Annotated in this window: 20 protein-coding genes; 8 read left to right on the forward strand and 12 right to left on the reverse strand. The window is 68.5% G+C overall.

All coding sequences use genetic code 11. The features are described 5' to 3' along the window. The first annotated feature begins 129 nt into the window (after positions 1-129). The gene (locus PSC72_RS19990) at positions 130-552 is read left to right on the forward strand and encodes a hypothetical protein (protein WP_274323186.1); all 423 of its coding nucleotides are present in this window, start codon (positions 130-132) and stop codon (positions 550-552) included. A 41-nt stretch (positions 553-593) separates the two neighbouring features. On the opposite strand, the gene PSC72_RS19995 is transcribed toward PSC72_RS19990, so the two are convergent. Beyond that, positions 594-1,583, reverse strand: a complete 990-nt coding sequence (locus tag PSC72_RS19995) for a hypothetical protein (protein ID WP_274323187.1) — start codon at positions 1,581-1,583, stop codon at positions 594-596. 223 nt (positions 1,584-1,806) lie between these two features. Between PSC72_RS19995 and PSC72_RS20000 the strand changes: the two genes are divergently transcribed. Together PSC72_RS20000 and PSC72_RS20005 are read left to right on the forward strand one after the other, a co-directional pair. Continuing rightward, entirely contained in the window at positions 1,807-2,991 is a 1,185-nt protein-coding gene (locus tag PSC72_RS20000; protein ID WP_274323188.1) for a tubulin/FtsZ family protein, read from the forward strand. 1,003 nt (positions 2,992-3,994) lie between these two features. After that, positions 3,995-5,245: an orc1/cdc6 family replication initiation protein gene (locus PSC72_RS20005; protein WP_274323189.1), complete on the forward strand. Its 1,251-nt coding sequence runs from the start codon at positions 3,995-3,997 to the stop codon at positions 5,243-5,245. Between the two features lie 200 nt (positions 5,246-5,445). On the opposite strand, the gene PSC72_RS20010 is transcribed toward PSC72_RS20005, so the two are convergent. The 5 genes from PSC72_RS20010 to PSC72_RS20030 form a co-directional block, all read right to left on the reverse strand. Further along, positions 5,446-6,690, reverse strand: a complete 1,245-nt coding sequence (locus PSC72_RS20010; RefSeq protein ID WP_274323190.1) for an inorganic phosphate transporter — start codon at positions 6,688-6,690, stop codon at positions 5,446-5,448. A 250-nt stretch (positions 6,691-6,940) separates the two neighbouring features. Further along, the gene (gene mutS, locus PSC72_RS20015; protein WP_274323191.1) at positions 6,941-9,679 is read right to left on the reverse strand and encodes a DNA mismatch repair protein MutS; all 2,739 of its coding nucleotides are present in this window, start codon (positions 9,677-9,679) and stop codon (positions 6,941-6,943) included. Between the two features lie 120 nt (positions 9,680-9,799). Next, entirely contained in the window at positions 9,800-10,519 is a 720-nt protein-coding gene (locus tag PSC72_RS20020; RefSeq protein ID WP_274323192.1) for a class I SAM-dependent methyltransferase, read from the reverse strand. A gap of 55 nt (positions 10,520-10,574) precedes the next feature. Continuing rightward, entirely contained in the window at positions 10,575-11,414 is an 840-nt protein-coding gene (locus PSC72_RS20025) for a sugar phosphate isomerase/epimerase family protein (RefSeq protein WP_274323193.1), read from the reverse strand. Between the two features lie 66 nt (positions 11,415-11,480). Beyond that, complete coding sequence (locus PSC72_RS20030; protein WP_274323194.1) at positions 11,481-12,572, reverse strand: Gfo/Idh/MocA family protein; 1,092 nt, start codon at positions 12,570-12,572, stop codon at positions 11,481-11,483. A 175-nt stretch (positions 12,573-12,747) separates the two neighbouring features. Between PSC72_RS20030 and PSC72_RS20035 the strand changes: the two genes are divergently transcribed. From PSC72_RS20035 to PSC72_RS20045, 3 genes are all read left to right on the forward strand, one after another. After that, complete coding sequence (locus PSC72_RS20035; RefSeq protein ID WP_274323195.1) at positions 12,748-14,523, forward strand: glycosyltransferase family 39 protein; 1,776 nt, start codon at positions 12,748-12,750, stop codon at positions 14,521-14,523. Positions 14,524-14,657: 134 nt separating this feature from the next. Continuing rightward, entirely contained in the window at positions 14,658-15,545 is an 888-nt protein-coding gene (locus PSC72_RS20040) for a DUF7537 family lipoprotein (RefSeq protein WP_274323196.1), read from the forward strand. A 96-nt stretch (positions 15,546-15,641) separates the two neighbouring features. After that, the gene (locus tag PSC72_RS20045; RefSeq protein ID WP_274323197.1) at positions 15,642-16,730 is read left to right on the forward strand and encodes an NAD(P)/FAD-dependent oxidoreductase; all 1,089 of its coding nucleotides are present in this window, start codon (positions 15,642-15,644) and stop codon (positions 16,728-16,730) included. 40 nt (positions 16,731-16,770) lie between these two features. On the opposite strand, the gene PSC72_RS20050 is transcribed toward PSC72_RS20045, so the two are convergent. After that, positions 16,771-16,974, reverse strand: coding sequence for a hypothetical protein (locus PSC72_RS20050; RefSeq protein WP_274323198.1), 204 nt, complete (start codon positions 16,972-16,974; stop codon positions 16,771-16,773). A 242-nt stretch (positions 16,975-17,216) separates the two neighbouring features. On the opposite strand from PSC72_RS20050, the gene PSC72_RS20055 reads away from it, so the two are divergent. Next, entirely contained in the window at positions 17,217-17,537 is a 321-nt protein-coding gene (locus PSC72_RS20055; RefSeq protein ID WP_274323199.1) for a hypothetical protein, read from the forward strand. Positions 17,538-17,613: 76 nt separating this feature from the next. On the opposite strand, the gene otsB is transcribed toward PSC72_RS20055, so the two are convergent. The 3 genes from otsB to PSC72_RS20070 all read right to left on the reverse strand — a co-directional run bounded on the left by otsB (position 17,614) and on the right by PSC72_RS20070 (position 21,425). Next, positions 17,614-18,411 (reverse strand): trehalose-phosphatase, encoded by a 798-nt coding sequence (otsB, locus tag PSC72_RS20060; RefSeq protein WP_274323200.1) that lies wholly within the window; start codon positions 18,409-18,411, stop codon positions 17,614-17,616. After that, positions 18,398-19,954, reverse strand: a complete 1,557-nt coding sequence (locus PSC72_RS20065; RefSeq protein ID WP_274323201.1) for an alpha,alpha-trehalose-phosphate synthase (UDP-forming) — start codon at positions 19,952-19,954, stop codon at positions 18,398-18,400. Before PSC72_RS20065 ends, otsB begins: the two co-directional genes overlap by 14 nt. Positions 19,955-20,060: 106 nt before the next feature. Beyond that, complete coding sequence (locus PSC72_RS20070; protein ID WP_274323202.1) at positions 20,061-21,425, reverse strand: M48 family metallopeptidase; 1,365 nt, start codon at positions 21,423-21,425, stop codon at positions 20,061-20,063. A 216-nt stretch (positions 21,426-21,641) separates the two neighbouring features. Between PSC72_RS20070 and katG the strand changes: the two genes are divergently transcribed. Next, positions 21,642-23,792, forward strand: a complete 2,151-nt coding sequence (gene katG / locus PSC72_RS20075) for a catalase/peroxidase HPI (protein WP_274323203.1) — start codon at positions 21,642-21,644, stop codon at positions 23,790-23,792. Between the two features lie 68 nt (positions 23,793-23,860). On the opposite strand, the gene arsN2 is transcribed toward katG, so the two are convergent. Next, on the reverse strand, positions 23,861-24,304 hold the full coding sequence (gene arsN2 / locus PSC72_RS20080; protein ID WP_274323204.1) for an arsenic resistance N-acetyltransferase ArsN2: 444 nt from the start codon (positions 24,302-24,304) through the stop codon (positions 23,861-23,863). 48 nt (positions 24,305-24,352) lie between these two features. Further along, positions 24,353-26,206, reverse strand: coding sequence for a pyridoxal phosphate-dependent decarboxylase family protein (locus tag PSC72_RS20085; protein ID WP_274323205.1), 1,854 nt, complete (start codon positions 26,204-26,206; stop codon positions 24,353-24,355). Positions 26,207-26,284 lie beyond the last annotated feature (78 nt).

A 26,284-nucleotide genomic window follows, 5' to 3' on the forward strand; every position in this document is an offset into this window, starting at 1 on the left:
CTTACTCAAATGGGGGCTTTAGTTATCGATCCCGCACGGAGTCGTCGAAGCTGCGAGTGACGGGTGACCCGACCCGTCGGTCTCCCGACGCGCCAGACGTTTAAGGTGTCGAGGCGACAACTGGTACGCGTGACAGAGGGATACGAGCCGGCGGAGGTGCCGTGTTACGAGGACCAGGCGACCCGGGACGCCGAGTACGAGCGCGCGGAGCGGGAGGGGACGCCGTTTTTCGCGGTCGAACGCTACGAGGAGGGATACGCGGTCACGTACGACCTCCTGCCGGCGGGGAGCGAGCTCTCGCGGCCCGCGCGGAAGGAGCTCGACGAGCGGCTCACGCGCGAACTGGAGGATCTAGTCGGCGACCCGGCGGTCCCGACCCGCGAGGCGGGCAAGAGCGTCGGCGCGTCGCTGGGGAGCATCTCCCTGTTCGAGCGCGAGGAGACCGCCCGACGCGTCGCCGCGGTCGTCTCGCGGTTCGTCCTTGACGAGTCGAACTGGGTGGAGGCCACCCCGCCGGAGGGGTCGACGGGCGCGCAGTTCAGAGAGAACTGACCGAGCGCCGGCGGGGAGGCGAGGGGGTCCGCCGAGAATCGTCAGGCGTCTTCGCTCAGCACCTCGTCCGCCCACGCCGCGGGGACGACGAGCAACTGTTCGTCCGCTTCCAGCTCGTCGCTCGTCGCGAACACGATGTCGTCGCCGCCGGTGACGCGGACGCCGTCGTAGACCGTCTCCCAGTGGTCGAGCACCTCGTCGGGGACGGTGACGATGCGGTTCTCGTCGACCTGCGTGCTGGCGACGTACCGGACGCCGTCGCCGTCCTCGATCGGGTCGTAGAGCTGTGAGACGACCACAGCGTCGTCGTCGCGGATCCCCCACACGGCCTCGGCGCTCATCGAGAGGAACTCCTGGTTGAACGCCCGCTGGGGCGCGGGGACGCCGCTGCTCTCCTTGTCGAAGGCCGCCGCTCCCAGTCGATCGTCGGCGATCGGGGCCGCTTCGCCGGCCGATTCCGCTGACTCGCTTGTCGATTCTGCGGACTCGCCGGTCGATTCCGCGGACTCACCAGTCCTTCCGGTCTCCCCGGACGCGTCAGTCGTTTCGGTCCCCGCGGACGCGTCGGACTCGTCGCTCGATTCGTCGCCCGTTTCGACCGCGTCCTCGACGTCAACGCCAGTGTCGACGACCGACGAGGCCTCGTCCCCGCCCGCGTGGTCGGGGTGGCTCTCGAAGTCGCCGGCTGCGCTCTCGATGTCCGGGGCCGTGTCGACGACGTCCGACTGGTCGATGTCGATGCGTTTGCCGGCGGCTCGCTTCGATCGCCGCTGGGCGGCCGCGACGGCGAGGAGCGCGCCGCCGGCGACGAGACGGCCCAGCCCGCGTGCGCGCTTCCCGGCCCGGATAGCCTGGAGACCGCGGATCACGGTCGCACCGCCGCCGACCCCGGCGAGGGCGCCCGAGCGAGCGCCCCCCCGGACGAACCCAGTGAGCTTCCCGGCCGCCCCGCCGCCGTTTCCGGAATCGCTCTGCCGGCCGCGTTCGCCGCGCTCGTCGACTGAGTCGTGACTCGCGTCTCCGTGGCTCATACTGTTCTCGTCTTGGGCCTCGACGCGTAAATCCGTGCGGGAGCGTTGTCGTCTCCGCCGGAACGGTCGGTTGCCGCCACGGTCGCGGACCGCCGGTAATACGCCGTATAACAATGCACGAGTCGGCCGCGAGTTCGAAGCGACGCGGGGCGACGTCGGCGTCGGGATATCGAGGGCTTACCGCGGGTAAGAGCCGACCACTGAACCCCGCCACGAGGAAATCATGAAAGTTGCACTCATCGGCTTCGGACAGGCGGGCGGCAAGATCGTCGACGAGTTCGTCGACTACGAGCGGCGGACGGGACTGGACATCTTCAGTTCGCCCATCGCGGTCAACACGGCCAAGACCGACCTCCGCGGGCTGGAGAACGTGCCCGTGGACAACCGCGTCCTCATCGGCCAGGCACGCGTGAAGGGCCACGGCGTCGGCGCGGACAACGAACTCGGCGCGGCGATCGCCGAACAGGACATCGACGAAGTGCAGAGCGCCCTCGACGAGATTCCGGTCCACGAGGTGGACGCGTTCCTGATCGTGGCGGGACTGGGCGGTGGAACGGGCAGCGGCGGCGCGCCGGTGCTGGCCAAACATCTCAAGCGCATCTACACCGAGCCCGTCTTCGGCCTGGGCGTCCTCCCCGCGGCCGACGAGGGCGGGATATACACGCTCAACGCCGCCCGGTCGTTCCAGACGTTCGTGCGCGAGACGGACAACGTGCTCGTGTTCGACAACGACGCCTGGCGCCAGACCGGCGAGTCGATGGCGGGCGGCTACGACCAGATCAACGGCGAGATCGTCCGCCGATTCGGCATGCTCTTCGCCGCCGGCGAGACCGTCGGCAACGATCAGGTCGCCGAGAGCGTCGTCGACTCCTCGGAGATCATCAACACGCTCGCGGGCGGCGGCGTCTCCACCGTCGGCTACGCCTCCGAGACTGTCGACCGGAGCGACGGGGGGCTCCTCTCGCGCGTCGGCCGCGGAAGCGAGGACGCCGTCGTCGACGACATGGAGGAGGCGAACACGACCAACCGCATCACGTCGCTGGTCCGGAAGGCCGCGCTCGGCCGGCTCACGCTCCCCTGTGACCTCTCCGGGGCCGAGCGCTCGCTGCTGGTCGTCGGCGGGCCGCCCGAGTTCCTCAACCGGAAGGGCATCGAGCGCGGGCGGTCGTGGGTGGAAGAAGAGACCGGGAGCATGGAGGTCCGCGGCGGCGACTACCCGATCCCCGATTCCGAAACCGTCGCGAGCGCCGTCCTGTTCTCGGGCGTCCACAAGGTGCCGCGGATCAAGGAACTCCAGCAGGTGGCCATCGAGGCCCGGGAGAACCTCGACCAGTTGCAGTCCGAGAGCGAGGACAACCTCGACAAACTGTTGAACGAGGGCGCGGAGGAGATCGCACCGCTGTACTGAGCGATGACGACGTGACCCGGTCGTCACCGGCGGCGACGATGTCACGGCCGTCCCCCGGGAGGCAGTCGAGCCAGTCCACGATCCGCGAGCGGGCTCGAATTGTCCCGGTCGGAATGGCATCGGAGTAACGACAGGGGAGACACACACCTGATTCCGAGTTAGTGGGGGGTTCGGTGGGGGCGAGTGACGCTGTGGAGGCTGAACTAACTCGGAATCAGGTGTGTCCGTTCTAGAAATAGATTTCTAGTTGTTCGGATAGTGAGTACAGTGGTAGTAGCTAGAGCGAGTGCTAACGTGTGAATCGGTGCCATGCGGTACTAGAAACGTCTCACTGCGAAGTGATCTCTTCGAAACGGCCGAAGGAAATACTGTCGCCGAACTAACTCGGAATCAGGTGTGTGTCTCTCTCCGGTTCGGACGACGACTGTCAGACTAACTCGGAATCCGGTGTGTGTCCGCCGGGATCCAGCCCAACGGGGCCGTCCCGTCTCCGGAAACTAACTCGGAATCCGGTGTCCGTCCCGACCGGACAGCGTTCTCACGTTGAGTTCCTTCTGATCTCCCGAGATCTCGTAGACGCCTCCTGGACCCTGCCGGAGATTCGACGGCGACTAACTCGGAATCGGGTGTGCGTCCCCCAGCGCCCGCCGTCTACCCGTTCCGGCCGACCGCTGACTCGGAATCAGGTGTGTCTGTGATCGGTGACTGTGATCGGTGATAGGGTGGTTCCCGCCGACGACACGGACGTCTCCGATCCACGTCGGTTCCGTCTCCGAGTGGGCTTCCCGATCACCGTCCGCGCCGGAGGAGGGGCCAGCCGTCGGACCGCCGACGTAAGCCCGGAACGCGCTGCGTCTGACGCTAACTCGGAATCCAGTGGGGGAATACCGGGTTCGGAGTTACGTCGAAACTGCCCCTATCCTGAAATATAGCTTCCACTGGCGGGTAACTAACTCGGAGTGTAGTGGAAACATTTTTCAGCCGGCCACCGAACAGGGGAGTCATGCAGGAGCGTCGGACCGCGGAGACGGCGGAGGGGGACGAGCTGTTTCAGTCCGTCGACGAGGGCGGTGACGACACGATATTCGCGAACCGGGAGCTACTCAACATCGACCACGTCCCGGACGAGACCCGGATCGTCGGCCGCGACGAACACATCCGCGACCTCGCCAACGAAGTCGGCCCGGCCGTCACCGGTTCGCCGCCGAACTCGGTGATCCTCTACGGGAAGACCGGGTCGGGGAAGTCGCTCGTCGCGAACCACGTCATGGAGCGCGCCCGGAGCGAGGCCGAGCGGCGCGCCAACGACCTGGCGACGGTGACGGTCGATTGCGCCCAGGCGAAAGGCGAAGCGGACACGATCCAGACCATCGCCGAGGGCATCAACACGCCCGAGACCGGCGTCCAGATCCCGACGCGCGGCATCTCCACGAACGAGTACTACAATCGCCTCTGGGAGATACTCGACCGCGAGTACGACGCCGCGCTCATCACCCTCGACGAGGTCGACCGCCTGGGCGACGACAACGTCCTGATGCTGCTCTCCCGGGCCCGCGAAGCGGGGAAGGTCGACGTCCCCATCGGTATCATCTCCATCTCGAACAAAGTGAACTTCCGCGAGCAGATGACCGAGCGCGTCAAGAGCAGCCTCGGCCACAACGAGTTCATCTTCGACCCCTACGACGGCGAACAGCTCCGACAGATACTCGAAAACCGGCGCGACGCGTTCCGCGACGGCGTCCTGAACGCCGGGGTCATCCCGAAGACGGCCGCGCTCGCCGCCCAGCGCCACGGGGACGCGCGCAAGGCGATCCGGCTGCTGCGCCACGCCGGCGACTACGCGAAGAACAACGGCATCGCCGAAGTGACCGAGAGCCACCTCGAACGCGCTCAGGAGCAGGCCGAGGTCGAACGGTTGAAGGAACTCATCGCGGGGCTCCCGCCACACAGCAAGTACGTCCTCTACGCCCTCGCGAATCTCACCGCGAACACGTCGGAGGAACAGGACTGGTTCCGGACGACCGTCATCTACGACGTCTACCAGAAGGTCTGCGCGGCGGAGGGGGCCGACGACCTCACCACGGACTCGATCCGCGGCCTGCTCAGCGAACTCGCCTTCCTCGAGGTCACCGAATCTAACCAGGAACACGGCGGCATGGGCAAGGGGACCTACAAGGAACATCGCCTGCTCTGGGAGCCCAGCGTCGTGTTCAAGATGGACCCGAACCCCGCGCAGGTCGACGTGGATCAGTAAGGGCCGAACGGCGGGACCGTTCTCGACGGGTAGATCTGATCCGGTTCCAAAGTGCCGTGATTAGCGCTCGCCCCGAAGACTCCAATCGCAGAGCGTCTCAAGCGCGTGGCGTGAGCGGTCGACTACAGGTTCAGAAGCAGCCGCCAGATCAGGCGACATGGCCGCTGTAGACCCGATCGATGCGGTCCTCTGAATGCACCTCACAGCAGGAACGCGAACACCGGGTACGAGGCGGTAACGGCCAGCGACGGCGTCAACACCCACATCGTGACGATACGTTTGGCCGCTTTCGGATCGAAGAGACTCCGCTCGTCGAGATCCGCCGGCCCCTCCGCACCGACATCCGGGACGTCGGGGACCTCCTCCGGGTCCGCCGGGGGCTCCTCCTGGCGAGCGATGTCCCCGATGGTCGGGCTAGCAGGGGCCTCTTCGGCGCGTGAGGTGACCAGCGCCCCCGTCGCGACTTCTAACTCTGGCCCCTCTGGCGCCGGGGTCGCTAACTCCGCCAGCGTCGCCGCCCGACTCGCCCGCCCCCACCCGAGACCGATGATCGTCGACGTCGTACTGACGGCGAGACTCGCGGGGATCCCGAAATACGAGAGGATCGTGATAACTGTGCCACCGACCACGGAGACGATCAGGGAGGCGAGAATCGGTAGCTCCGTGATATCGTCCCCGACCGTCTCCAGCGTGCGACGGGCGATCGTGAAACTGCCCAGGCCGAAGGCCGCCACCGCGAGCAGGACGCCCTGATTGACGCTGAGCGATCCTCCCTCTCCGACGAGGGGGGCCACGGCGTTCGCTGCGTTCGACGCCCCCGCGGAGAACGCCATATAGCAGCCGATGAGGACGACCGAGAGCGATCCGACGACGTCCTGCGGTGACGCGTTCGGATTCACGTACGGACGCGGGATCGTCCCCGACCGGTCGATCTGGATGAAGTGGAGGTCGAACTTCGTGAACGCGATGTAGCGGTCGAGATACGGGTAGACGTAGCGGCCGACGACGACCCCGATGGCGAAGCTCAACAGGGGCGCGACGATCCAGGCCGAGACGATAACGAACATCAGCGCCTGATTGAGGGTGCCGGAGGCGAGGCCCAGTCCGACGATGGCCCCGACGGCCGTCATCGAGGTCGAGGCCGGAACGCCGTAGAGATTCGAAATGAATAGCGACGCGCCCGTGAAAAACAGGACGGCGACGCTCGCAGCGGGCGTGAACTGGGTCGCCGGCACGATACTGCTGCTCATCGTCGCGATGACGTTCCGACCGACGGTCCACGCGCCGACGAAGCCGAAGCCGACGAACAAGGCCCCCGCGGTTGTCTTCCGAAGGAGGCGCGAACCGACTGCCGGACCGAACGCCACGCCCGTCGACGATCCTCCGATGTTGAACCCGACGAACACGGCGACGACGATACCGACGACAGTTAGCAGCGATACCATCGTATCTGGGTCACTGTTTCTTGTCACCGACATATAGTTCCTGAGGCCGAGCCCGCCTCGACTCCGACCGGATGGCACACCGCTGGCGCACCCGCGCCTCTATCTCGAACGCTTCTTGGTCCGCTACCCGCGTTCGGCGGTGGACCCCCGGCCACCGATACAGCCTCGTCGGGGCGTGATTACCGTTCGAGGAGGAATATCGGCCGTGAACTTGCCGCCGGCTACGCACTCAGCGGAGGGGGTCCGGGATTCAGCTCCCGTCGGCGTCGCTCTCTCCGAGCTGCTCCTGCCAGTTCTGGACCTTCGCCATCAGCTCGACCGGCGGCGTCTCGTTGACGTCGATATCGCCGAGTTCGTCGAGGACAGCTTCCGTCTCCGGATCGAGCGGCCGGCCGTCCGAGTCGCTCGCGGGCGCTTCTATCTGGCTCCCGTCGGTCGCGACCTGCTGCTGGGTACTGCCCGCTCCCTCGGTGACTAACTCGCCCGACCCGAGGTCGAAGACGACCTGCTCGGTGTCGGAACCGTCGGATCGCTCACTGCCCTGGACTTCGATCGCTTTCTCCTCGCGGAGTCTGTTGAGCACGTCCCGCGAGCGGTCGACGACCGGTTCGGGGACGCCGGCCAGATCCGCGACGTGGATCCCGTACGACCGGTTCGTCGGTCCGTCGCGGACCGTCCGCAGGAAGGTGACGTCGCCGTCGGATTCGTCCGCGGCGACGTGGACGTTCTCGACAGTCGGGAGTTCCTCGCCCAGTGCCGTGAGTTCGTGATAGTGGGTCGCGAAGAGGGTCTTCGCCTGGATCCGGTTGGCGAGGTACTCCGTCGCCGCCCAGGCGATGGAGATGCCGTCGTAGGTCGCCGTCCCCCGGCCGACCTCGTCCAGGATGACGAGTGAGTCCTCGCCGGCGGAGTGGAGGATGTTCGAGAGCTCCTGCATCTCGACCATGAACGTCGAGCGGCCCTGCGCGAGTTCGTCCAGCGCGCCGACGCGCGTGTAGATGCCGTCGACCAGCCCTACTCGCGCCGACCGCGCGGGGACGAAGCTCCCGACCTGCGCGAGCAGGGTGATGAGCGCCGCCTGGCGCATGTACGTCGACTTCCCGCTCATGTTCGGGCCGGTCACGATGAGGAACTGTCGGTCCTCGTCCATCCGCAGGTCGTTGGGGACGAACTGGGTCGTCTGCTCGACGACCGGGTGGCGGCCCTGTTGGACGGTCAACTCGCGCCCGTCGGTCAGCTCCGGCCGCGTCCAGTCGTTGCGGACCGCGTGGGCCGCCAGACTCGCCAGCGCGTCGCACTCGGCGAGCGCTCGGCCCGTCTCCTGCAAGACTTCCGCCCGCGCCGCGACGCGGTCGCGGAGGCGCTCGAAGATCTCCCGCTCCATCTCGTGGCGGCGCTCTTCCAGCCGGAGGATCTCCCGCTCTTTGTCCTCCAGTTCGTCGACGACGTACCGCTCGGAGTTCTTGAGCGTCTTGATCTGCTCGTACGTATCGGGCACCTGGTCGGTCTCGCTCTTGCCGACCTGGATGTAGTAGCCGTCCGTCTTGTTGCGGTCGACCGAGAGATGGGTTATCCCCGTCTTGCGCTTCTCCCGCTCGGGCAACTCCTCGATCCACGCCAGTGCGGACTCGTGGGATTCGATGATCTCGTCTAGCTCGGGGTCGAATCCCCCGCGGATAAGCCCGCCCTGCGTGACCGTCCCCGGCGGGTCCTCGACGAGCGCCTCGTCGAGGTCGGCGGCGAGTTCCGCGGCGGCCTCGCGGTCCGGCCGGTCAAGGACCCCCGCGAGCGGCGACTCCGCGAGGCGTTCGGTCTCGGCGATCAGCTCGCCGACCGCTGGCAGCAGCGCGAGCGTCTCCTGAACCGCCCGGAGGTCCCGGGCGTCGGCGCTCCCGGAGGCGGCCTTCGAGGCCAGCCGTTCGAGGTCGTAGGCGTCGCCGAGCGTCTCGCGTAACTGGTCGCGGGCCATCGCCGCCTCGGCGAGCGCGGCGACCGCGGACTGCCGCCGGGTCAACTCGCCGCGGGAGCGGCGCGGGCGCTGGAGCCACTCGCGGAGGAGGCGCCCGCCGGCGCTCGTGACGGTGTGGTCGACAGTCGAGAACAGCGAGCCGTCGCGATCGCCCTGCATCGTCTCGGTGAGTTCGAGGTTGCGCTGGGTCGTCGCGTCGAGGTCGACGTAGGCCGACTCGTCGAACGACTGGAGCCGGGTCATCGACGCCAGCACGCCCGCGCCCGTCTCGTCGACGTAGGAGATGACCGCTCCCGCCGCCCGCACGGCTGCTTCGGCGTCGGCGATGCCGACGCTCTCCAGCGTCTCCGCGCCGAACTGCTCGCGCACGCGGTGGCGAGCCCGGCCGGGCGCGAACGCCTCGGTCGTGTGCAGCGAGAGCGAGGCGTCGGTCCGCTCGCGCACCTCGTCGAGGAAGTCGTCGTCCGAGCGGACCTCCGGCCCGGGCAGCACCTCCGCGGGGTCGAACTTGTACAGCTCCGTCAGCGCCGCCGCCGTCGCGTCGGCGCCGGACTGCTCGGTGACGAGGAACTGCCCGGTCGTCACGTCCGCGACCGCGATGCCGTATGTCGCGTCCTCCCCCGTCCGAGTACTGTCGGCGCCGCCGTCGCGGACCACGGCTGCGAGGTACTGCGCGTCGTCGTCGGTCGTCGCGAGGTGGGTGCCCGGCGTGACGACACGTTCGATCTCGCGGGCGTGCCCGTCGTCGGTCTCGTACTGGTCGGCGACGGCGACGCGGTAGCCGCGCTCGACCAGCGCCGAGAGGTAGGGCGTCAGGTCGTCGAGCGGCACGCCCGCCATCGGATACGAGGAACCGTGCGAGGACTTCTGGGAGATCTTCAGGTCGAGTTCGTCGGCGACGATCTCGGCGTCTTCGGCGAAGAACTCGTAGAAATCGCCGCACTGCATCGCGAGAATGTCGGCGTCGGTCTCCTCCTTGAGCGCGAGGAACTCCCCGACGATACCCGTCGCCTCGGTCATACGCTGACCTGTGTCCGAAGCCGGGTAAAAGGCTACGGGTCCGGAGCGAAAGTGGTCCGACGGTCCGGCGGGCGAGGACGATCAGAACCGCTCCGGCTGCTCCGCGTCGCCACTCGGTCGCTATTCCGGTTTCGACGCCCGGACGCACAGGAACGTCGGATATTTCAGCCGCTTCTCGTAGGACTCCGGCTTCTTCTCTCTGAACCCCTCTCTCGGCGTCGGTTCGACCAGTTCGTCCAACCGGAACCCGGTTTCGACGAGCGGGTTGACGACCTCGGAGAACGGCCGGCGATAGAACGGGACGTCGACGTCCTCGTCGTCGGCCGACCACGTCATCAGTTCCCTCTCGACCGCGAAGTAGTCCTCGGCGTCGAAGGCGACGTACTCGTCGACCGGATGCTGCGCCGAGAACACGAGGAATCCGCCCGGCCGGAGGACGCGGGCGAACTCCGCGAACGGCTCTCGCCAGTCTTCGACGTAGTGGAGCGAGAGGCCGCAGACGACGCCGTCGAACTCGCCGTCGTCGGCGAACTCGAGCGGGTCCGTAATATCTGCCCGACGGATCTCCGCTCGATCGCCGATCCGCCGCCTCGCCCGTTCGAGCATCTCGGCGTTCTCGTCGACGGCGACGACGTCCGCTCCCCGCTCTACTAACCACTCCGCGTACCGACCGTGGCCGCAACCCGCGTCGAGAACTCGGTTCCCCGCAACGTCCGGAACGAGGTCCGTCGTCGCCGGGAACTCCAGGTCCGCGCAGTACGGATCCTCTTCCTGGGTCTCGTACGTCTGTGCCAATCTATCGTACGCGTCCTCCACGGTGGGGCGCTCGTCGGACGGCATGAACCCGACTTATGTCAGTCGTGGAATTAATCACTGCGGTTTCGGTGCTGTGTCGTCACTCGTAGCGCACGCCTTCCTCGTCGAGGACGCCCTTCAGTGCCTCGGCGGCGGCTTCGAATCCCTCGGGGCCGCTGTACCCGTAGGCCGACCCGGCGAACGACAGGTGCGGTTCCAGCGAGAGCGCGCCCTCGAATCCCCGGTCCCGCAACGCGGCGACTGTCTCACCGATGCGGCCGTCCCCCTCGCCGGCGGGGCGGATCTCCCCGCGCTCGCCGTACTCGGCGTCCTTGACGTGGACCTGTTCGACGTACTCGACGACCTGCAGGAGCGCGTCGGGATAGGGACGGACGCCGATTTCGAGGTAGTTCGCGGGGTCGAAGACGGCCCGGAAGTGCGGCGAGTCGACGGTCGTCAGCAGGTCCCGGACTCGCCCGGGCGTGTCGCCGTAGATGTCCTTCTCGTTCTCGTGGACGAGCGTCACGCCGGCCTCCTCGGCCTTCTCGACAGCCACGCGGGTCCGACGGAGGACTTCCTCGCGGTGGTCGGCGGGGCCGTCGCCCTCGGGGATGTAGTAGGAGAACACGCGGACGTACTCGGTGTCGAAGCGGTTCGCGAGCTCTAGTGCGCGGTCGAGGCGCTCCACGTGCGGCTCGAAGTCGTCCTCGACACCGATCTTGCCGATCGGCGACCCGATGGAGGTGACCGAGAACCCGCGCTCGTCCAGGGTCGCTTCCAGTTCGTCCAGCCGCTCGTCCGAGAGGTCGAGCGCGTTCTCGTCCCAGACGCCGCGCAGGTCGAGGTGGTCGATGTCGAGAGACTCCAGCGTCGAGAGCTGGTCGTCGAGGTCGGAGGCGATCTCGTCCGCGAACCCGCTGATCACGAAGGGAGCGGTCATGTCTCCGCGGTCGAAGCGTGGGACCGTATGTCTTGCCACCGCGGAGAGGGGCGCCCGTAGTGTCGCTCAGTCGATCCGCACCGGCTCGCCGCTGTCTGCGGACTCGTAGATGGCTTCGATGATCTCGACGGCCTTGCGCGCCTCGCTCGCGTCGAGCATGTACGGCTCGTCGTTCGCGCGGGCGTCGAGGAAGTCCTCGATGTTGCGCCGGTGGTTCGCGTAGTCGATGCTCATCGGGTCGGCGGCGCCGCCCCCGGAGTCGGTCTCCCCGAACTCCTCGCGGACCTCCGGGTCGTCGTCGCGCGCTTCGCGGAACTGCCAGGTGACGAGTTCGTCCTCCAGGATCTCGGCGGTGCCGCCGCGACCCGCGATCTGGAGCCGCTTGAGCGATCCCGGGTACATGGAGGTGGCGCCCAGGATCTGCCCGAGCGTGCCGTCGCGGTAGCGGAGGACGGCGACGGCGGTGTCCTCGACCTCCATGATCTCGTCGCTGTGGGCCCGGCGGTCGGTGTAGGCGAAGACTTCCTCGACGGGGTTCACGTCGGTGCGCTCCTCGCCGCCGTCGCCGTCCGCGCCGGCCGCGCTCGCGAGCCACTGGATCGCGTCGATGCCGTGGATCGACTGGTTCATCAGCGCGCCGCCGCCGTCGAGTTCCTGCGTGCCCTGCCAGGCGCCGTCGTAGTAGTCGTCGTCGCGCCACCACGGCACGTACGCGCTGGCGACCGAGAGGTCACCGAAGCGGCCCTCCGCGGCAGCCCCGTGGAGTTGCCGAACCACGGGGTTGTAGCGCTGATTGAAGATCCCGCCGAGTCGGATCCCGGCCTCGTCGGCCGCAGCGACCATCTCGTCGATGCGGTCGGTGGTGATCTCGAGGGGCTTCTCACAGAGCACGTCGACGCCGCGCTCGGCGGCCGCCAGCGCGGGTCCGAGGTGGGCGCCGCTGGGCGTGCAGATGTTGAGAACGTCGACGTCTTCTCCGTCGAGCATGGACTCGGTGTCGGCGTACCACGCGCAGTCGTACTCGTCGGCGAACTCGCGGCCGCGCTCCTCCGTGCGACAGGAGCCGGCGACGAGTTCCGCGCCGTCGACGTCCTCGATGGACTCGGCGTGCATCGTCGCGACTGCTCCGATCCCGGCGATCGCGATACGGGCTGTCATGTCGTCGCTCGGTTCGCAACCCCGTGGCAAAAAGGTGACCGAGGGGGCAACGCAACCGGGAGCGGGGACGGACCGACGCGATCGGACTGCGGACCGCGTGGGAGAGTATCCGCCGGCTACCGGGTCGAAGGCGGGCCGTTTTTAACGCTGCCCTCGGTCGAACAGATACGTACAGATGCCCCTCTCGGATCCCCTCCAGCGGGCGAAGCGGCAAGTCGTCGACGACCTCCGTGCCGACCCGTACCTCCCGTATATCCTCGCCGCCGCCCTCCTGCTGTCGTCGTTCTGGATCTGGCACCGCCTGCCGAACTTCGCGACGCGCGACGAGCGCTGGCGGGTCGTCGACCCGATCGAAGTCCTCGCCGCGTACCTCGACGACCCGGGAATCGGGTCGATCACCGAGGGCGTCGCCTACTGGCGGACGTACGGCTCGGCGATGTACCTCTCGGCGATCGCGCTCGTCCCCGTGTTCGTGGTCGTCCTCGCGAGCGACGCGCTCCCCGCGTTCGCGGACATGGGCCGACACCTCGGCGTCGGCTTCTGGCCGCACTGGCTGCGGACGCCCGGCTGGATCTGGACGTGGAGCGTCCTGCCGGTCCGCCTGGCGAACGTCGCGATGGCCGTCGGGAGCGTCTACGTCATCTACCGCATCGGAACGACGGTGCGCGACCGCGCGACCGGTCGGCTCGCGGCGGCGCTTCTGACCGTGACCTGGGGCTTTCTCGTCCTCGCACACGAGGGCGGCGAGGACATCCCGTCGCTGTTTTTCCTCCTGCTGTCGCTGTACTTCGCCGTCCGATACGTCGAGTCGGGCGTCGACCGACTGTTCTACTGGGGCTGTCTCTTCGGCGGCGTCTCGATCGCGTTCAAGCTCTCGGGCGGCGTGAGCGCGGTGATGCTGGGGGTCGCACACGTCCACCGCGCCCGCCGCTCCGAGGACGGGCTGGTCGGTTCGCTCGTCCGGCCGAAGTTCCTGGGCGTCGGCGTCCTGATCGGGATCGCGACGGTCGCGGTCGGCTTCCCGAGCATCGTCTTCGGGGCGCCGGAGGAGTTCGGCGCGCGGATCGGCCGCGCGTTCGGCGCGAAGTCCGAACCCCACGGCTGGCTCGTCCAGCCCAGCTGGTGGTGGATCCTGCGCGGATACCTCAACGGCGCCGGGATCCCGCTGTTCGCCGCGTTCGTCGGCGGCGCCGTGGCCGCACTCGGGCGGTTCCGCGAACAGTCGCTGACGGCCGACGGGCTCAGGATCGCGCTGGTCGGCGTCGGCACGTACCTCCTCGTGTTCTCGACGTGGCGGTACGTCCGGACCCACCACCTCCTGCCGACGTTCGCGCTGCTCGCGCTCGTTCTCGCGGTCGGGCTCGTCCGCCTGCGCGAGCGCCGGCCCGCGGTCGGCCGGGCGTTCGTCGCCGTCCTGCTGGTCGTCAGCGCCGTCTACGCCGGTGCGGGGACGCTCGCGTACGCCTCACAGCCGCGCGACCAGGCCGTCCAGTACCTGACGAGCCACGGTGGCGCGAACGACACGATCGAGACCTACACGGGTGACCCACAGGACGCGGCCGTCCCCCACAGCAACCGGGTCGAACACCGCCCCGGCTTCGGCGTGGCGACGTTCGCCGAGCGCTGTCCGGCCTACGTCGTCCTCAACTACCACCGCTCGCTGCTGTATCTCGCGCCCGACTCTTGGGGCAAGCGGGCCGCGATCCTCTCGAACCCGCGCGTCGAGAGCCACCTCCGCGATCTGCTCGCCGAGGACACCTACCCATACGAGATCGCCGGCGAGTACGGACGCGAACCCCGGTTCCTGCGCGGCCAGGGACGAGCGCCGATGTGGAAGCGTCTCCTCCGGGTCGGGACGCGACCGCGAGTCATGCAGTACGGCGACCCCCAGGACATGGGCGTCGACCAGTACACCGTCGTCCTCCGCCGGACCGGTCCCTGCACGTCTTGACAGAACGGAAATAACATCCGAACCTGAAATACCGAGAACCGGATTACGGGCCGAATCTGCCGCTATCGGTGCCGCGTTATCGATTCTGAAACGTGGCTGGCTGGTTTTATGACGGACGTTCCGCGAATGCCGGCATGCGCTGTTCGCAGACGATCGGACTGGTCGCTATCGTCGCGCTGATCGCACTGGCCGGCTGTTCGGGCGGCGGGGGGACAGCAACGCCCGCGTCGACGCCGACGCCGTCCCCCACGCAGACGCCGACGGCGACGCCGACCGGGACGCCGACTCCCTGGGACACGGCGACGCCGTCTCCGACGCCGACCGCCACTCCGACGGCGACACCGACCGCAACGCCGACCGCGACGCCGTCGCCGCACTCCACGGCGGCGTTCTGGGAGGAGTTGCTGGCGTCGCACGAGGGGACGCTCCGCAACGCCTCGAGTTTCACGGCGGCGCAGTCGATGCGGGTCTCCGGTCCGGACGGGGCGCTGCGGTCGGGCGAGCGAAACGTGACGGTGGCGCTCATCGCCAACGGTAGCGAGCGCTACATCGAGCGCCGGTTCCCGGACCGCCGGGTCGCGCGCTACCAGCCTGACGGCGAGAGCGGAGTCTACGTCCGTCACAACCGCTCGGGGAACGTCACTTACGAGACGGCGTCCGGTCCGATCCGGATCGACTCGGCGGTCCGACCGGTCCAGGCGTCCTGGCTCGCGTCGTTCGACTACACCGACGAGGGCCTCGTCCAGACCAACCGCGGCGAGCGCCGCAAGTTCACCGTCACGTCGGTCGAGGCGGTCGACCAGTCGGTGGCCGATTCCTACGAGGGCGAACTCACCGACGTCAACTACACCGTGTACGTCGACCCGGACAGGGGGATCGTGACCCAGCTCGTCTACAGCGTCGAGCTGGAGCGGGAGAACGGTACCGTCACGCTCGCGACGGCGTACCTGATCCGCGACGTCGGCTCGTCGACGTACGACCCGCCGAGGTGGCTCGACGAGGCGAAGGCGAACACCGAGTGAGCGACCGACCGGGCGACGCCCACCGGCTTACCAGCCAGTAACCGCGCGTGCCGGTTTGACGGGGTTTAAGCCGCCTCGTTCGTTATCCGCTCGTACATGACCGACAGCGAGTACGACGTCGTCGTGGTCGGCGGCGGCCCGGCTGGACTGACGGCCGCGCTCTACACCACGCGACTCGGGCTGGACACGGCGGTCGTCGACCGCGGCGGCGGCCGCGCCGCGATGATGCAGGACACTCACAACGTCATCGGCGTCACCGAGGACGTCAGCGGCGGCGAGTTCCTCGGGACGGCCGCCGAGCAGGTACAGTCGTACGGCGCCGACGTCCACCGCGAGTTCGTCGGCGGGATCGAGCGCGTCGACGGCGAGGACGGCGACGGTCTCCGGTTCCGCCTGGAGACAGACGGCGCGACCTACGGCGCTCGCCGGGTCGTCCTCGCGACCGGCTTCTCGGACGTGACCCCGGACCCGCCGCTGCCGCCGACGGGCCGAGGCCTCCACTACTGTCTCCACTGCGACGCCTACATGTTCGCCGACGAGCCGGTCTACGTGATGGGGACGGGCGACTCGGCGGCCTACGTCGCGATGATCATGCTGAACTTCACCGACGACGTGGATCTCTTGACCCGCGGCGAGGACCCCGAGTGGAGCGAGGACACCGACGAGATGCTCCGCAACCACCCCGTCGAGGTGATCCGCGAGGACATCGCGGCCGCCAACCGGGACGACGACGGCTGGCTCGAGTCCTTCGAGTTCGAGGACGGTGCAGTCCGCGAGTACCGCGGAGGCTTCCCGATGTACGGTTCGGAGTACAACACCGACCTGGCCGAGGCCGTCGGCTGCGAGCTGACCGACGACGGGACCATCGACGTGGACGACCACGGCCGCACCAGCGTCGACGGCGTCTACGCCGTCGGGGACGTGACCCCCGGTCACAACCAGATCCCCGTCGCGATGGGCCAGGGCGCCAAAGCCGGCATCGCCATCCACATGGACTTGCGTCCGTTCCCGCGGTCCGTCGAGGGCATCGACGAGATGGGGCCCGTCTCCTCGGGCGACGTGCCCGCCCTCTCGCGGGAGTTGCTCGCGACCGCAGTCGCCCACGAGGGCCACGCCGGCGGGCCGCGCACCGACGCCGCCGACGACGTCGAGACCGGCGACGAACAGCCCGCCGACGACGACTGACGGCCACCCGCTCTCGCCGACCGCCACCCGGGTTCTCGAATCAGGAGTCGATCCCGTAGATGCGGTCGACGCCGAGGTAGACGAACCACACCATCCAGACGGTGAAGATGACCAGCCACGCGCCGTACTGGACGTAGGGGTGGGGAACGAGGACGTACGCGACGAGGAGCAGGCCCGCGACGGCGACCGCTGCGGCGACGTTGTACCGCGTCGGCGCGAACACGTCCCCGAGCAGGTCGCGCATCGGGCTCACTACGTGCCGATCCGCTATTATTCTTGGTGGAAGCGCCTCCGCGGACCCCGACGCTCGACGGTCGCGAATCCCGGTGGCGCATCTCGACGACCGTCGCAACTACGCTGTCGGTCCGACCGTCGCAACTACGCTGTCAGGACGACCGTCGTGACTGCGCCGCGGTCGATAGGTTTCGGGCGGTCTGTTCCGACGTTCGGAAATCGTTATTCGTCAGCGGTTTGAACGGGCGGACGATGGGACGGAGTATCGAGTTCTCCGGCGACTGGCTCAAGCGCAGTTTCTACGCGCTCCAGCTGGCCGTGCTCTTCGCTGCCCTGCTCTTCGTCGTGCCTCGTCTCGATACGTCCGCTACCGTCCTGCTCGGCGTCCTGTTCGCGTCGCTCGTGGGAGCCACGGCGTTCGCCATGTGGCGGGCGAGGACCGGCAGCGACGGGGTATCGCACCTCGGCACGGCCGAGGACATCACGTACGACCCGTTCGCGGATCCCGGACAGGCGGCCCGTGACGGCTGGGAGAAGTCGGTCGGTGGGCTCTCCGACGGCGACGACGACTGAGACTGGTATCGACAGCGACGACGGACGCAGCACGCCGAACGATGCGGGCCTTCCCTCCGCAGTGGCGGTCGCTCGCTCACTCGCACTGCGCTTCGGCGACGAGGTCGAGGAACTCCCGGACGTCGCGGGGCGCTTCGAGACGGTAGTCCGCGGCGGTCTCGCGCTCGCCGACGAGGACGCCGACGCCGTCGTCGAGCACCCGGAAGGCGTCCTCGTCGGTGCGGTCGTCGCCGACGTACATCGGGAGCCAGCCGTCGGGCGCCTCGTCTGTCAGCAGGTCGACGGCGCGGCCCTTGTCCCAGTCGACGGCGGGGCGGATCTCGCGGATCGCCTTGCCGTCGCGGATCTCCAGGGGGGCGCCGGTGGCGACCACCTCCTCGACGGTGGCGCGGACGCTCCGCTCGACTTCGGCGACGCGCTCGGACGGCACCTGCCGGACGTGGACCGTCGCGGTCAGGCCCTTGTCCTCTATCTCGACGCCGGGGACGTGGGCGAGGCGGTCGCCGAGGTGGTCGCAGACGCGGTCGACCGCGTCGCGACACCGGCGTGCCTCGGGGTTGACGACCTCGCCGCCGTCGTAGCGGAGTTCGAGGCCGTGGTTGCCGGCGTAGGCGATGCCGTCGACGTCGACGCGGTCGCGGAGGTCGGCGAGTTCCCGGCCGCTGACGACGGCCACGTCGACGGAGGGACACGCGGCGAGTCGCTCGACCCGCTCGCGGACGGGCGGGGGCATCTGCGCGGCGTCGGGGTCGTCGACGATAGGCGCGAGCGTGCCGTCGAAGTCGAGCGCGCAGACGACGCCCGGAGCGGCGGCGAGGCGGTCGGCGACGGACTCCCGGGCGAGCCAGAGCGGGGTGGCGTCAGTCGCCTGCACGCGTCGTCACACCCCCGTCGGCGTGGCCGAGACCGGCGACCGTCCCGAGGACGGTCCCGACCCACGACTCGATGTCGTTGTCGGTCACGTAGTCGGCGAGCGCGTTGCCGCGGCGGCGGCGCTCGCGCTCGTCCATCGACAGCGCCTCGTCGAGCGCGTCGGCGAACCAGACGGTGTCGTGCGGACGCACGGAGACGGTCCACTCGCCGAGGACGTCGTGGGCGCCGGCCTGGTCGCTCAGGACGAGCACCCCGGGGTCGTCGTCCTGTGCGGCGACGAATTCCTGGGCGACGAGGTTCATCCCGTCGCGGATCGGGCTGACGACCGCGAGGTCGGCCTCGCGGTAGAGCCCCGCGAGCCCCTCGTTCGAGATCATGTCGGTCGTGTAGACGACGGGCTGCCAGTCGTCCGTCGCGAAGCGGTCGTTGACCCGCTCGACGGCGGCCTCGACCCGCTCCTGGTAGCGCCGGTAGGCGTCGATGGACGAGCGGCTCTCCGTCCCGACCTGGACGAACGTCACCTCGCCCAGCCAGCGCGGCCGCTCGGCGAAGAGCCGCTCGAAGGCCTCGAGGCGCTCGACGATACCCTTGGTGTAGTCGAGACGGTCGACGCCGACTGCGAGACGGGTGTCGCGGTCGATCCCGCGGTTCTTGCGGAAGGCGGCGCAGAAGCCGGTCGCCTCCATGCTCCCGGCCTGCTCGCGGATGCGGTCGGCCGGGACGCCCATCGGCGCCGCCCGGACGGCCGTCGTTCGGCCACGGTGGGTGACGGTGCCCGCCTCGCGGTCGACCTCGGCCCCCGAGAGCCCCCGCTCGGCACACCGGAGGAAGTTCTCGCAGTACCGCGGGACGTGAAAGAGGAGGACGTCGTTGCCGAGCAGGCCGTCGAGAATCTCCTCGCGGTGGGGGCAGGCGCGGAACGAGTCCCAGCTCGGCCAGGGGATGTGCCAGGTGTGGGCGAGCGTCCGGTTCGGCGTCGAGTCGCCCGACGCGCCGTCGGTGCGCTCGCGGACCTGCTGGGGGGCGAGCGCGAGGTGGTAGTCGTGGAGCCAGACGAGGTCTCCGGGCTCGCTGGCCGCGGCCAGCTCCGCCGCGAACTGGTCGTTGACGCGGCGGTAGTCCGCCCAGGCGTCACCGCAGCTCTCGACGGTGCCCAGCGCGGCGTGGCAGAGCGGCCAGAGCACCCGGTTGCTGACCCCGTAGTAGTACCCCTCGACCTCCGCGTCGTCGAGCCAGAGCCGCTGGAGGGTGTAGGTGTCGTCCCCGTCGGGGGGGACGGTCACGCGGTCGTCCTCGTCGACGACGGTCGCGTCGGCGTCGCCGTCGCCCCAGGCGATCCAGGTGCCGGAGACGCGCCGCATCACGGCGTCGAGGCCCGCCGTCAGGCCGCCCGCGGGGCGATCGACGGTCACGTCGCCGTCGTCGCCGTAGTCGTGCCTGTACGGTTGCCGGTTCGATGCGACGACGAGGTCGTCGCCCGCTGTCGCGAGCACGCGGTCGAGATCCGTCTCGACGCGGTCGACTCGCAGGTGTGTCCTCTCCATGACGGATTACCCGTTGTTACCCCGCCAGGGGGGTATGGGCGCGGCTTGCACCTGCGGGCTGTCACCCGCGACGCCACGCCACCGAAATACGGCCTCCAGAACGGTCCTATCCCGCGTTCGCGGCGGGCTGCTGGTCCGCGTCCGCATCCGAAGCGCCGGCGTGGCGACGGATGTTCCGGATGCGTTCCGGGATCGGCGGGTGCGTGTAGTGGAACGTCTCGTAGAGGGGGTGCGGGAACGGATTCGAGAGGTTCTCGCTAGCGAGGCGACAGAGGGCGTCGACCATCGGTTCGCCGTCGCCCATCACCTCGACGGCGAACGCGTCGGCCTCCCGCTCGTGTGCAAGGGAAAGCTTGTTTTCGAGGGGGCTGGTGAGCCGGTTCAGCGGCTCCAGGACGACGGCCGCGAGGAACAGTCCGGCGTAGACCGGCCGGCCCGCGCCGGAGGCGAGGCCGAACAGTTCGTAGAGCCACGGGCCGGTGACCAGCTGGTAGGCGACGAAGAACACGACGCCCATGCGGAGGGCGGAACTCCCCACGCGCTTCCAGATGTGGGCCTTCTTCCAGTGGGCGAGTTCGTGCGCGAGCACGCTCTGGAGTTCGTCGGTCTCCATCTGCTCGACCAGCGTGTCGAAGAGGACGACGCGCTTGGTCGCCCCGAACCCGACGAAGTAGGCGTTGGAGTGGCCGCTCCGGCGGCTGGCGTCCATTATGTAGATCTGCGAGCAGGAGAAGCCGGCGCGGTCGAACACGTCGGTGACGGCGTCGTGGAGGTCGCCGGACTCGACGGGCTCGAAGTCGTTGAACAGCGGCGCGATGACCCGCGGGTAGACGACCATCATGACCAGCGAGAAGGCGACGAACAGCGCCCAGGCGCCGACCCACCACAGCCCCGGGAACGAGTCGACGACCCACATGACCGCCGCGGCGAGCAGGCCCGTGATGACCACCGTGACGGCGAGGCCGACGATCTGATCGCGGAGCCACAGGCGCGGCGACTGCTCGTTGAAGCCGAATATCTCCTCGACGACGAACGTGTCGAAGAGTTCGAAGGGGACCGATGAGAGCTGGACGGCGAGGACGACGCCGAGGAAGAAGACGACGCCGGAGGGCACGGTACCCAGTCCGAGCGACTCGACGGCCGCGATGGCCTCGGCCAGCAGGCCGGCGTAGAGGACGAGCAGTAGGAGGCCCACGCCGACCCAGGCTTCGAGTTGCCCGGCGCCGGCCTTCGCCCGCTGGTAGCCGAGCAGTTCGTCGGTGTCGCCGACGTCGAGGCGGTCGTCGAACCAGTTCCCTTCGCCGTTCGCGGGTTCTTCGTCTTCGCTCGTTTCGCCCTCGCTCGTTCCATCCGTGGTCGCTCTGCGCCCGATCTCGCGGGCTCCGTGGCGAATGTTCAGCGACGCGAGCCAGGTGAAGAAGGCCTCGGTCCCGACGAGCAGGGCGAGGAACGCGACGTGAAAGGCGAGCATATCACAGGGTACGTCGCGGACGGGTTAAAGCCCCCGTCGTCGCCGTCGGTTCCCCGGGTCGGTCCTGCTGTGTTCCTGGAGCGCAGAACTTGAAGTATCCCGGAGAGAGGATTTCTACCGTGAGGTAGGGGGCGGCTACGATACGGCGACGCCGCCCCGATTGTTGGTAGCCAAAGGAAAACTTATCCTCGAAAAGCCGCGCTAGTCGAACGACAGATGAGTGAGGACAGCCCGTCTCGAAAGTTAGGGAACAGAAACGACGAGTGGTGGCCAGACACACTGAACCTGGACATCCTCGACGACAACGCCGCCGACCTGAACCCGTACGGCGAGGACTTCGACTACGCCGAGGAGTTCCAGGACCTCGACCTCGAAGCGGTCAAGGCGGACATCGAGGAGGTAATGACGACGTCCCAGGACTGGTGGCCGGCGGACTACGGCCACTACGGCCCGCTGTTCATCCGGATGGCCTGGCACAGCGCCGGGACCTACCGAACGACCGACGGCCGCGGCGGCGCGACGGGCGGCACCCAGCGGTTCGCGCCGCTGAACAGCTGGCCCGACAACGTGAACCTGGACAAGGCGCGCCGGCTGCTGGAGCCGATCAAGCAGAAGTACGGCCGCAAGCTCTCGTGGGCGGACCTGATCGTGCTCACCGGGAACGTCGCCCTCGAGTCGATGGGCTTCGAGACGGTCGGCTTCGCCGGCGGGCGCGAGGACGACTACAAGCCCGACGAGGCCGTCTACTGGGGTCCCGAGACCGAGTGGGAGGGCTCGGAGCGGTTCGACGACGAGGGTGAACTGGAGGAGCCCCTCGGCGCTACCGTGATGGGGCTCATCTACGTGAACCCCGAGGGCCCGGACGGCGAACCGGACCCGCTCGGATCGGCGGAGCGGATCCGACAGGCGTTCGGCCGCATGGCGATGGACGACGAGGAGACGGCCGCGCTCATCGCCGGCGGGCACACGTTCGGGAAGGCCCACGGCGCCCGCGACACCGACGACATGGGCCCCGAGCCCGAGGCGGCCCCCATCGAGGACCAGAGCCTCGGCTGGACCGACTCCGGAAAGGGCCCCGACACGGTCACTAGCGGCATCGAGGGCGCCTGGAACAGCACGCCGACCCGGTGGGACACCGCCTTCCTCGACACGCTGCTCGAGAACGAGTGGGAGCTGACGGAGAGTCCCGCCGGCGCCAACCAGTGGCAGCCGGTCGACGCAGCGGACAAGCAGACCGTCCCGGACGCCCACGACCCCTCGAAGAAGCACGCGCCGATGATGATGACGACGGACGTGGCGCTCAAGCGGGATCCGGAGTTCCGCGAGATCGTCGAGAACTTCCGCGAGAACCCCGCGGAGTTCCAGGACGCCTTCGCCCGGGCGTGGTACAAGCTGATCCACCGCGACATGGGCCCGCCCGAGCGCTTCCTCGGCCCGGAGGTCCCCGACGAGACGTTCGTCTGGCAGGACCCGGTCCCGGACGCGGACTACGAGCTGATCGGTGACGAGGAGGTCGCCGAGCTCAAAGAGCAGATCCTCGATTCGGACCTGTCCCGCTCCCAGCTGGTCAAGACCGCCTGGGCGGCGGCGTCGACCTACCGCAAGAGCGACAACCGCGGCGGCGCCAACGGCGGCCGCATCCGGTTGGAGCCCCAGCGGAGCTGGGAGGTCAACGAGCCGGACGAACTCGAGGCGGTCCTCCAGACCTACGAGGGGATCCAGGAGGAGTTCAACGGCTCGCGCGACGACGACGTGCGCGTCTCGCTGGCTGACCTCGTCGTGCTGGGCGGCAACGCGGCCATCGAGCAGGCCGCGGCCGACGCCGGCTACGACGTCGAGGTTCCCTTCGAGCCGGGCCGGACAGACGCTTCGCAGGAGCAGACCGACGTGGAGTCCTTCGAGGCGCTCAAGCCGAAAGCGGACGGCTTCCGGAACTACCTCGAGGGAGACATCGACCAGCCCCCCGAGGACCTGCTGGTCGACCGGGCCGACCTGCTGAACCTGTCGCCCGCGGAGATGACGGCGCTGGTCGGCGGCATGCGCGCGCTCGGCGCGAACTACCAGGACTCGGGCCTGGGCGTCTTCACCGACGAGCCGGGCACGCTGACTAACGACTTCTTCGTGAACCTGCTCGACATGGGTTACGAGTGGGCGGAAGTCGACGAGGACGAACACCGCTACGAGGTCCGCGACCGCGAGACGGGCGAGGTCGAGTGGGAGGCCTCCCGCATCGACCTCCTCTTCGGGTCGAACTCCCGGCTCCGCGCCATCGCGGAGGTCTACGGGGGCGAGGAGGAGAAGTTCGTCGAGGACTTCGTCGAGACCTGGCACAAGGTCATGACCCACGACCGCTTCGACCTCGAGTAACCCCGTCTCCCGCTTCTCTCCCCGGGTTTTCGCGTTCTCGCCGTTCGACGTGACCGCCTGAGCGCGGTCTACAGCGTCTTCGACATCGCGGTCGCGGAGGACGGGCAGAGCTCGGCGAACTCGGCGGTGTTCCGGACGGTCGCGGGCGCATCCTGGCGGTCGATCGTCTCGTAGCCGCGGGCGGCGAAAAAGTCGCTGGCCGTCGTGGTGAGCAGGAACAACCGTCGGACGCCGGCGTCGCGGGCTGCGGCTTCGAGTTCGTCGACGAGCGCGGTGCCGTGGCCCGCTCCCCGCGCCGATTCCTCCACCGCGACCGAGCGGAGCAGTCCGTCCTCGCCGTGGACTTCGAAGCCGCCGACGCCGACTGCGTCTCCGTCGGCGCGCGCGACGTAGAAGCGACCCGTCTCGGTGTCGACGTCGTCGGTCGGAAGCCCCGCTCGGTCGAGCAAATTCTCCACGTACCGGAGTCCGTCCCCGCCGGCGCGTTCGAGGGCGATCCCGCTGTCGGTCATGGGACCCGGATCGAACGCCACCGGCAAGACGGTTCCGTCGGGTGCGACTCACTCCGCTCCGAGGATGTCCGCGAGGTGCTCGCGCATCGCGCCCATGAACGTCTCCCAGTACTCCCCGTAGGTGGTGTCGTAGGCGAGGTACGGCGTGAGGACGCACGAGCGGAGGACGGTCACCGACCCGACCTCGTTCCACGCGTCCTCGGGGATCCCTAACTCGGCCGCGAACGCCCCGGGGACGTCGCCGTAGGCCTCGGCGTCGAGCGTCGTCTTCGACGTGACGAAGTCCTTCGTGTAGACGGGGCCGTTCCGGTAGGAACACCGCTCGTAGAGCCCCTCGTTGAGGTCGTTCATCGCGTCGAGTCGCTCGTTGCCGACCTCGTTGAACGCGAAGTCGACGATGTTGAGGTCCGGACGGGTGACCGGCTGGACCGCGACGCGGCGGTCGCCGACCGCGATCTCGTCGGTCGATTCGAGCGAGTGGAAGAACCGGTGGGCCCCCTCGACTCCCCTCCCGACGAGCTGCCCGTACCCTTCGAGGGAGAGCGGGACGACGCGGTTGGCCGCCCAGACCGCCGCGGCGGTCGCCCCCGGCTTGGACCCTTCGAGGATGTAGCTGCCGAGGCGATCGGGCATCTCGGCGCTCTCTTCCAGAATGTACGGCGCCGAGTACGATATCGTGTCGAGCGCGCGCTCGTCTCGGACGACGAACCCGCCCGCCGCGTACGGGACGAACCCCATCTTGTGCGGGTCGACCGTGATCGAGTCCGCGCGGGAGAACGCCCGGTAGGCCTCGTAGACGTGTTCCGGGGGCCAGTCCGTCTCCCGGTCGACGACGTCCAGTTCGTCCAGTACCTCTCGGACGCGGTCGATCTCCGCGAACTCCCTGTCCTCGACGAACGAGGCGCGGGCGTAGCCCCCGTAGGCCGCGTCGACGTGGAGGGAGAAGGAGACGCCTCGATCCTCGTAGTCCGCCCGGAGGTCGGCGATCTCGTGGATCGGATCGACGGCGCCCTCCTCGGTGCTGCCGGCGCTCGGGATCACTGCCAGGACCGGCGTCTCCTCGGCGACGAGGCCGTCGATCGTCTCCGCGAGGCGGTCGACGTCCATGCGGTACTCCTCGTCCACCTCGACGGGAATCAGGTGGTCCTGCCCGATGCCGAGGAGGTCGACGGCCTTCGCCAGCGAGTAGTGGCGCGACATCGGGACGAGGACCTTTCCGAGCGACCCCGGTTCGGTCCCTGTCCCCCGGGCGGAGTGCCGTCGAACGGCGTCGAGCACCCCCGCATCGCGGGCAGCGGAGAGCAGATCGAGGATCCGATCGGTCGGCAGGTTCAACAGCTCCCACTCCTCGTCCGTATCGAGCAGGTCCGGTTCGACCTCCCGGACGGCGAGCGGGACCGAGGCGAGGTTGCGCGCGATCCACAGCCCCTCGTAGTTCGCGACCGTCCCGTCGGCGGTGATGTGGCCCCACGCGCGCTCGGGGTCGTACCCGAACAGGCCGGCGAACTGCTCGCCGACTTCGAGTTCGAGCTCCGTCGTCGCCGGCGCCGACTCGTAGGCGACGTTGTTCGGGTTGTAGAGGATGGTCGCCATGTACGCGAGGTTGGCGGCCATGAGCGTGTCGGCGTTCATGTGGCCGAGGTAGCGCGGCGAGAACCAGGGCATCGAGGAGGCCTTGAGTCGCGAGGAGAGGTCGAGCAACACCTCGGTGGTCCGGTCGAGCGTCTCCCGGCGGACGGCGTTTCGCTCGTCGTACTGGCGGACGATCCGCGGGTCCTCCGGGTGGAAGTCCCGCCGCCAGTGGATGTGCTCGTCCATCAGGAACTCCAGCGTCTCCTTGAAGTACCGCCGATTCTCCGACTTCGGCCCGAGGAACAGGTCGGCGACGTCGACTGGCTCCATGGTGAGACTCGCTTCGATCAACGGGTTCGGCACGCAAAACACGAGCGCCGGCCGGTCGAGCGCGCCCGTTCCAGCCTC

The organism is Halosimplex aquaticum, from assembly GCF_028747785.1.
Classification (GTDB): domain Archaea; phylum Halobacteriota; class Halobacteria; order Halobacteriales; family Haloarculaceae; genus Halosimplex; species Halosimplex aquaticum.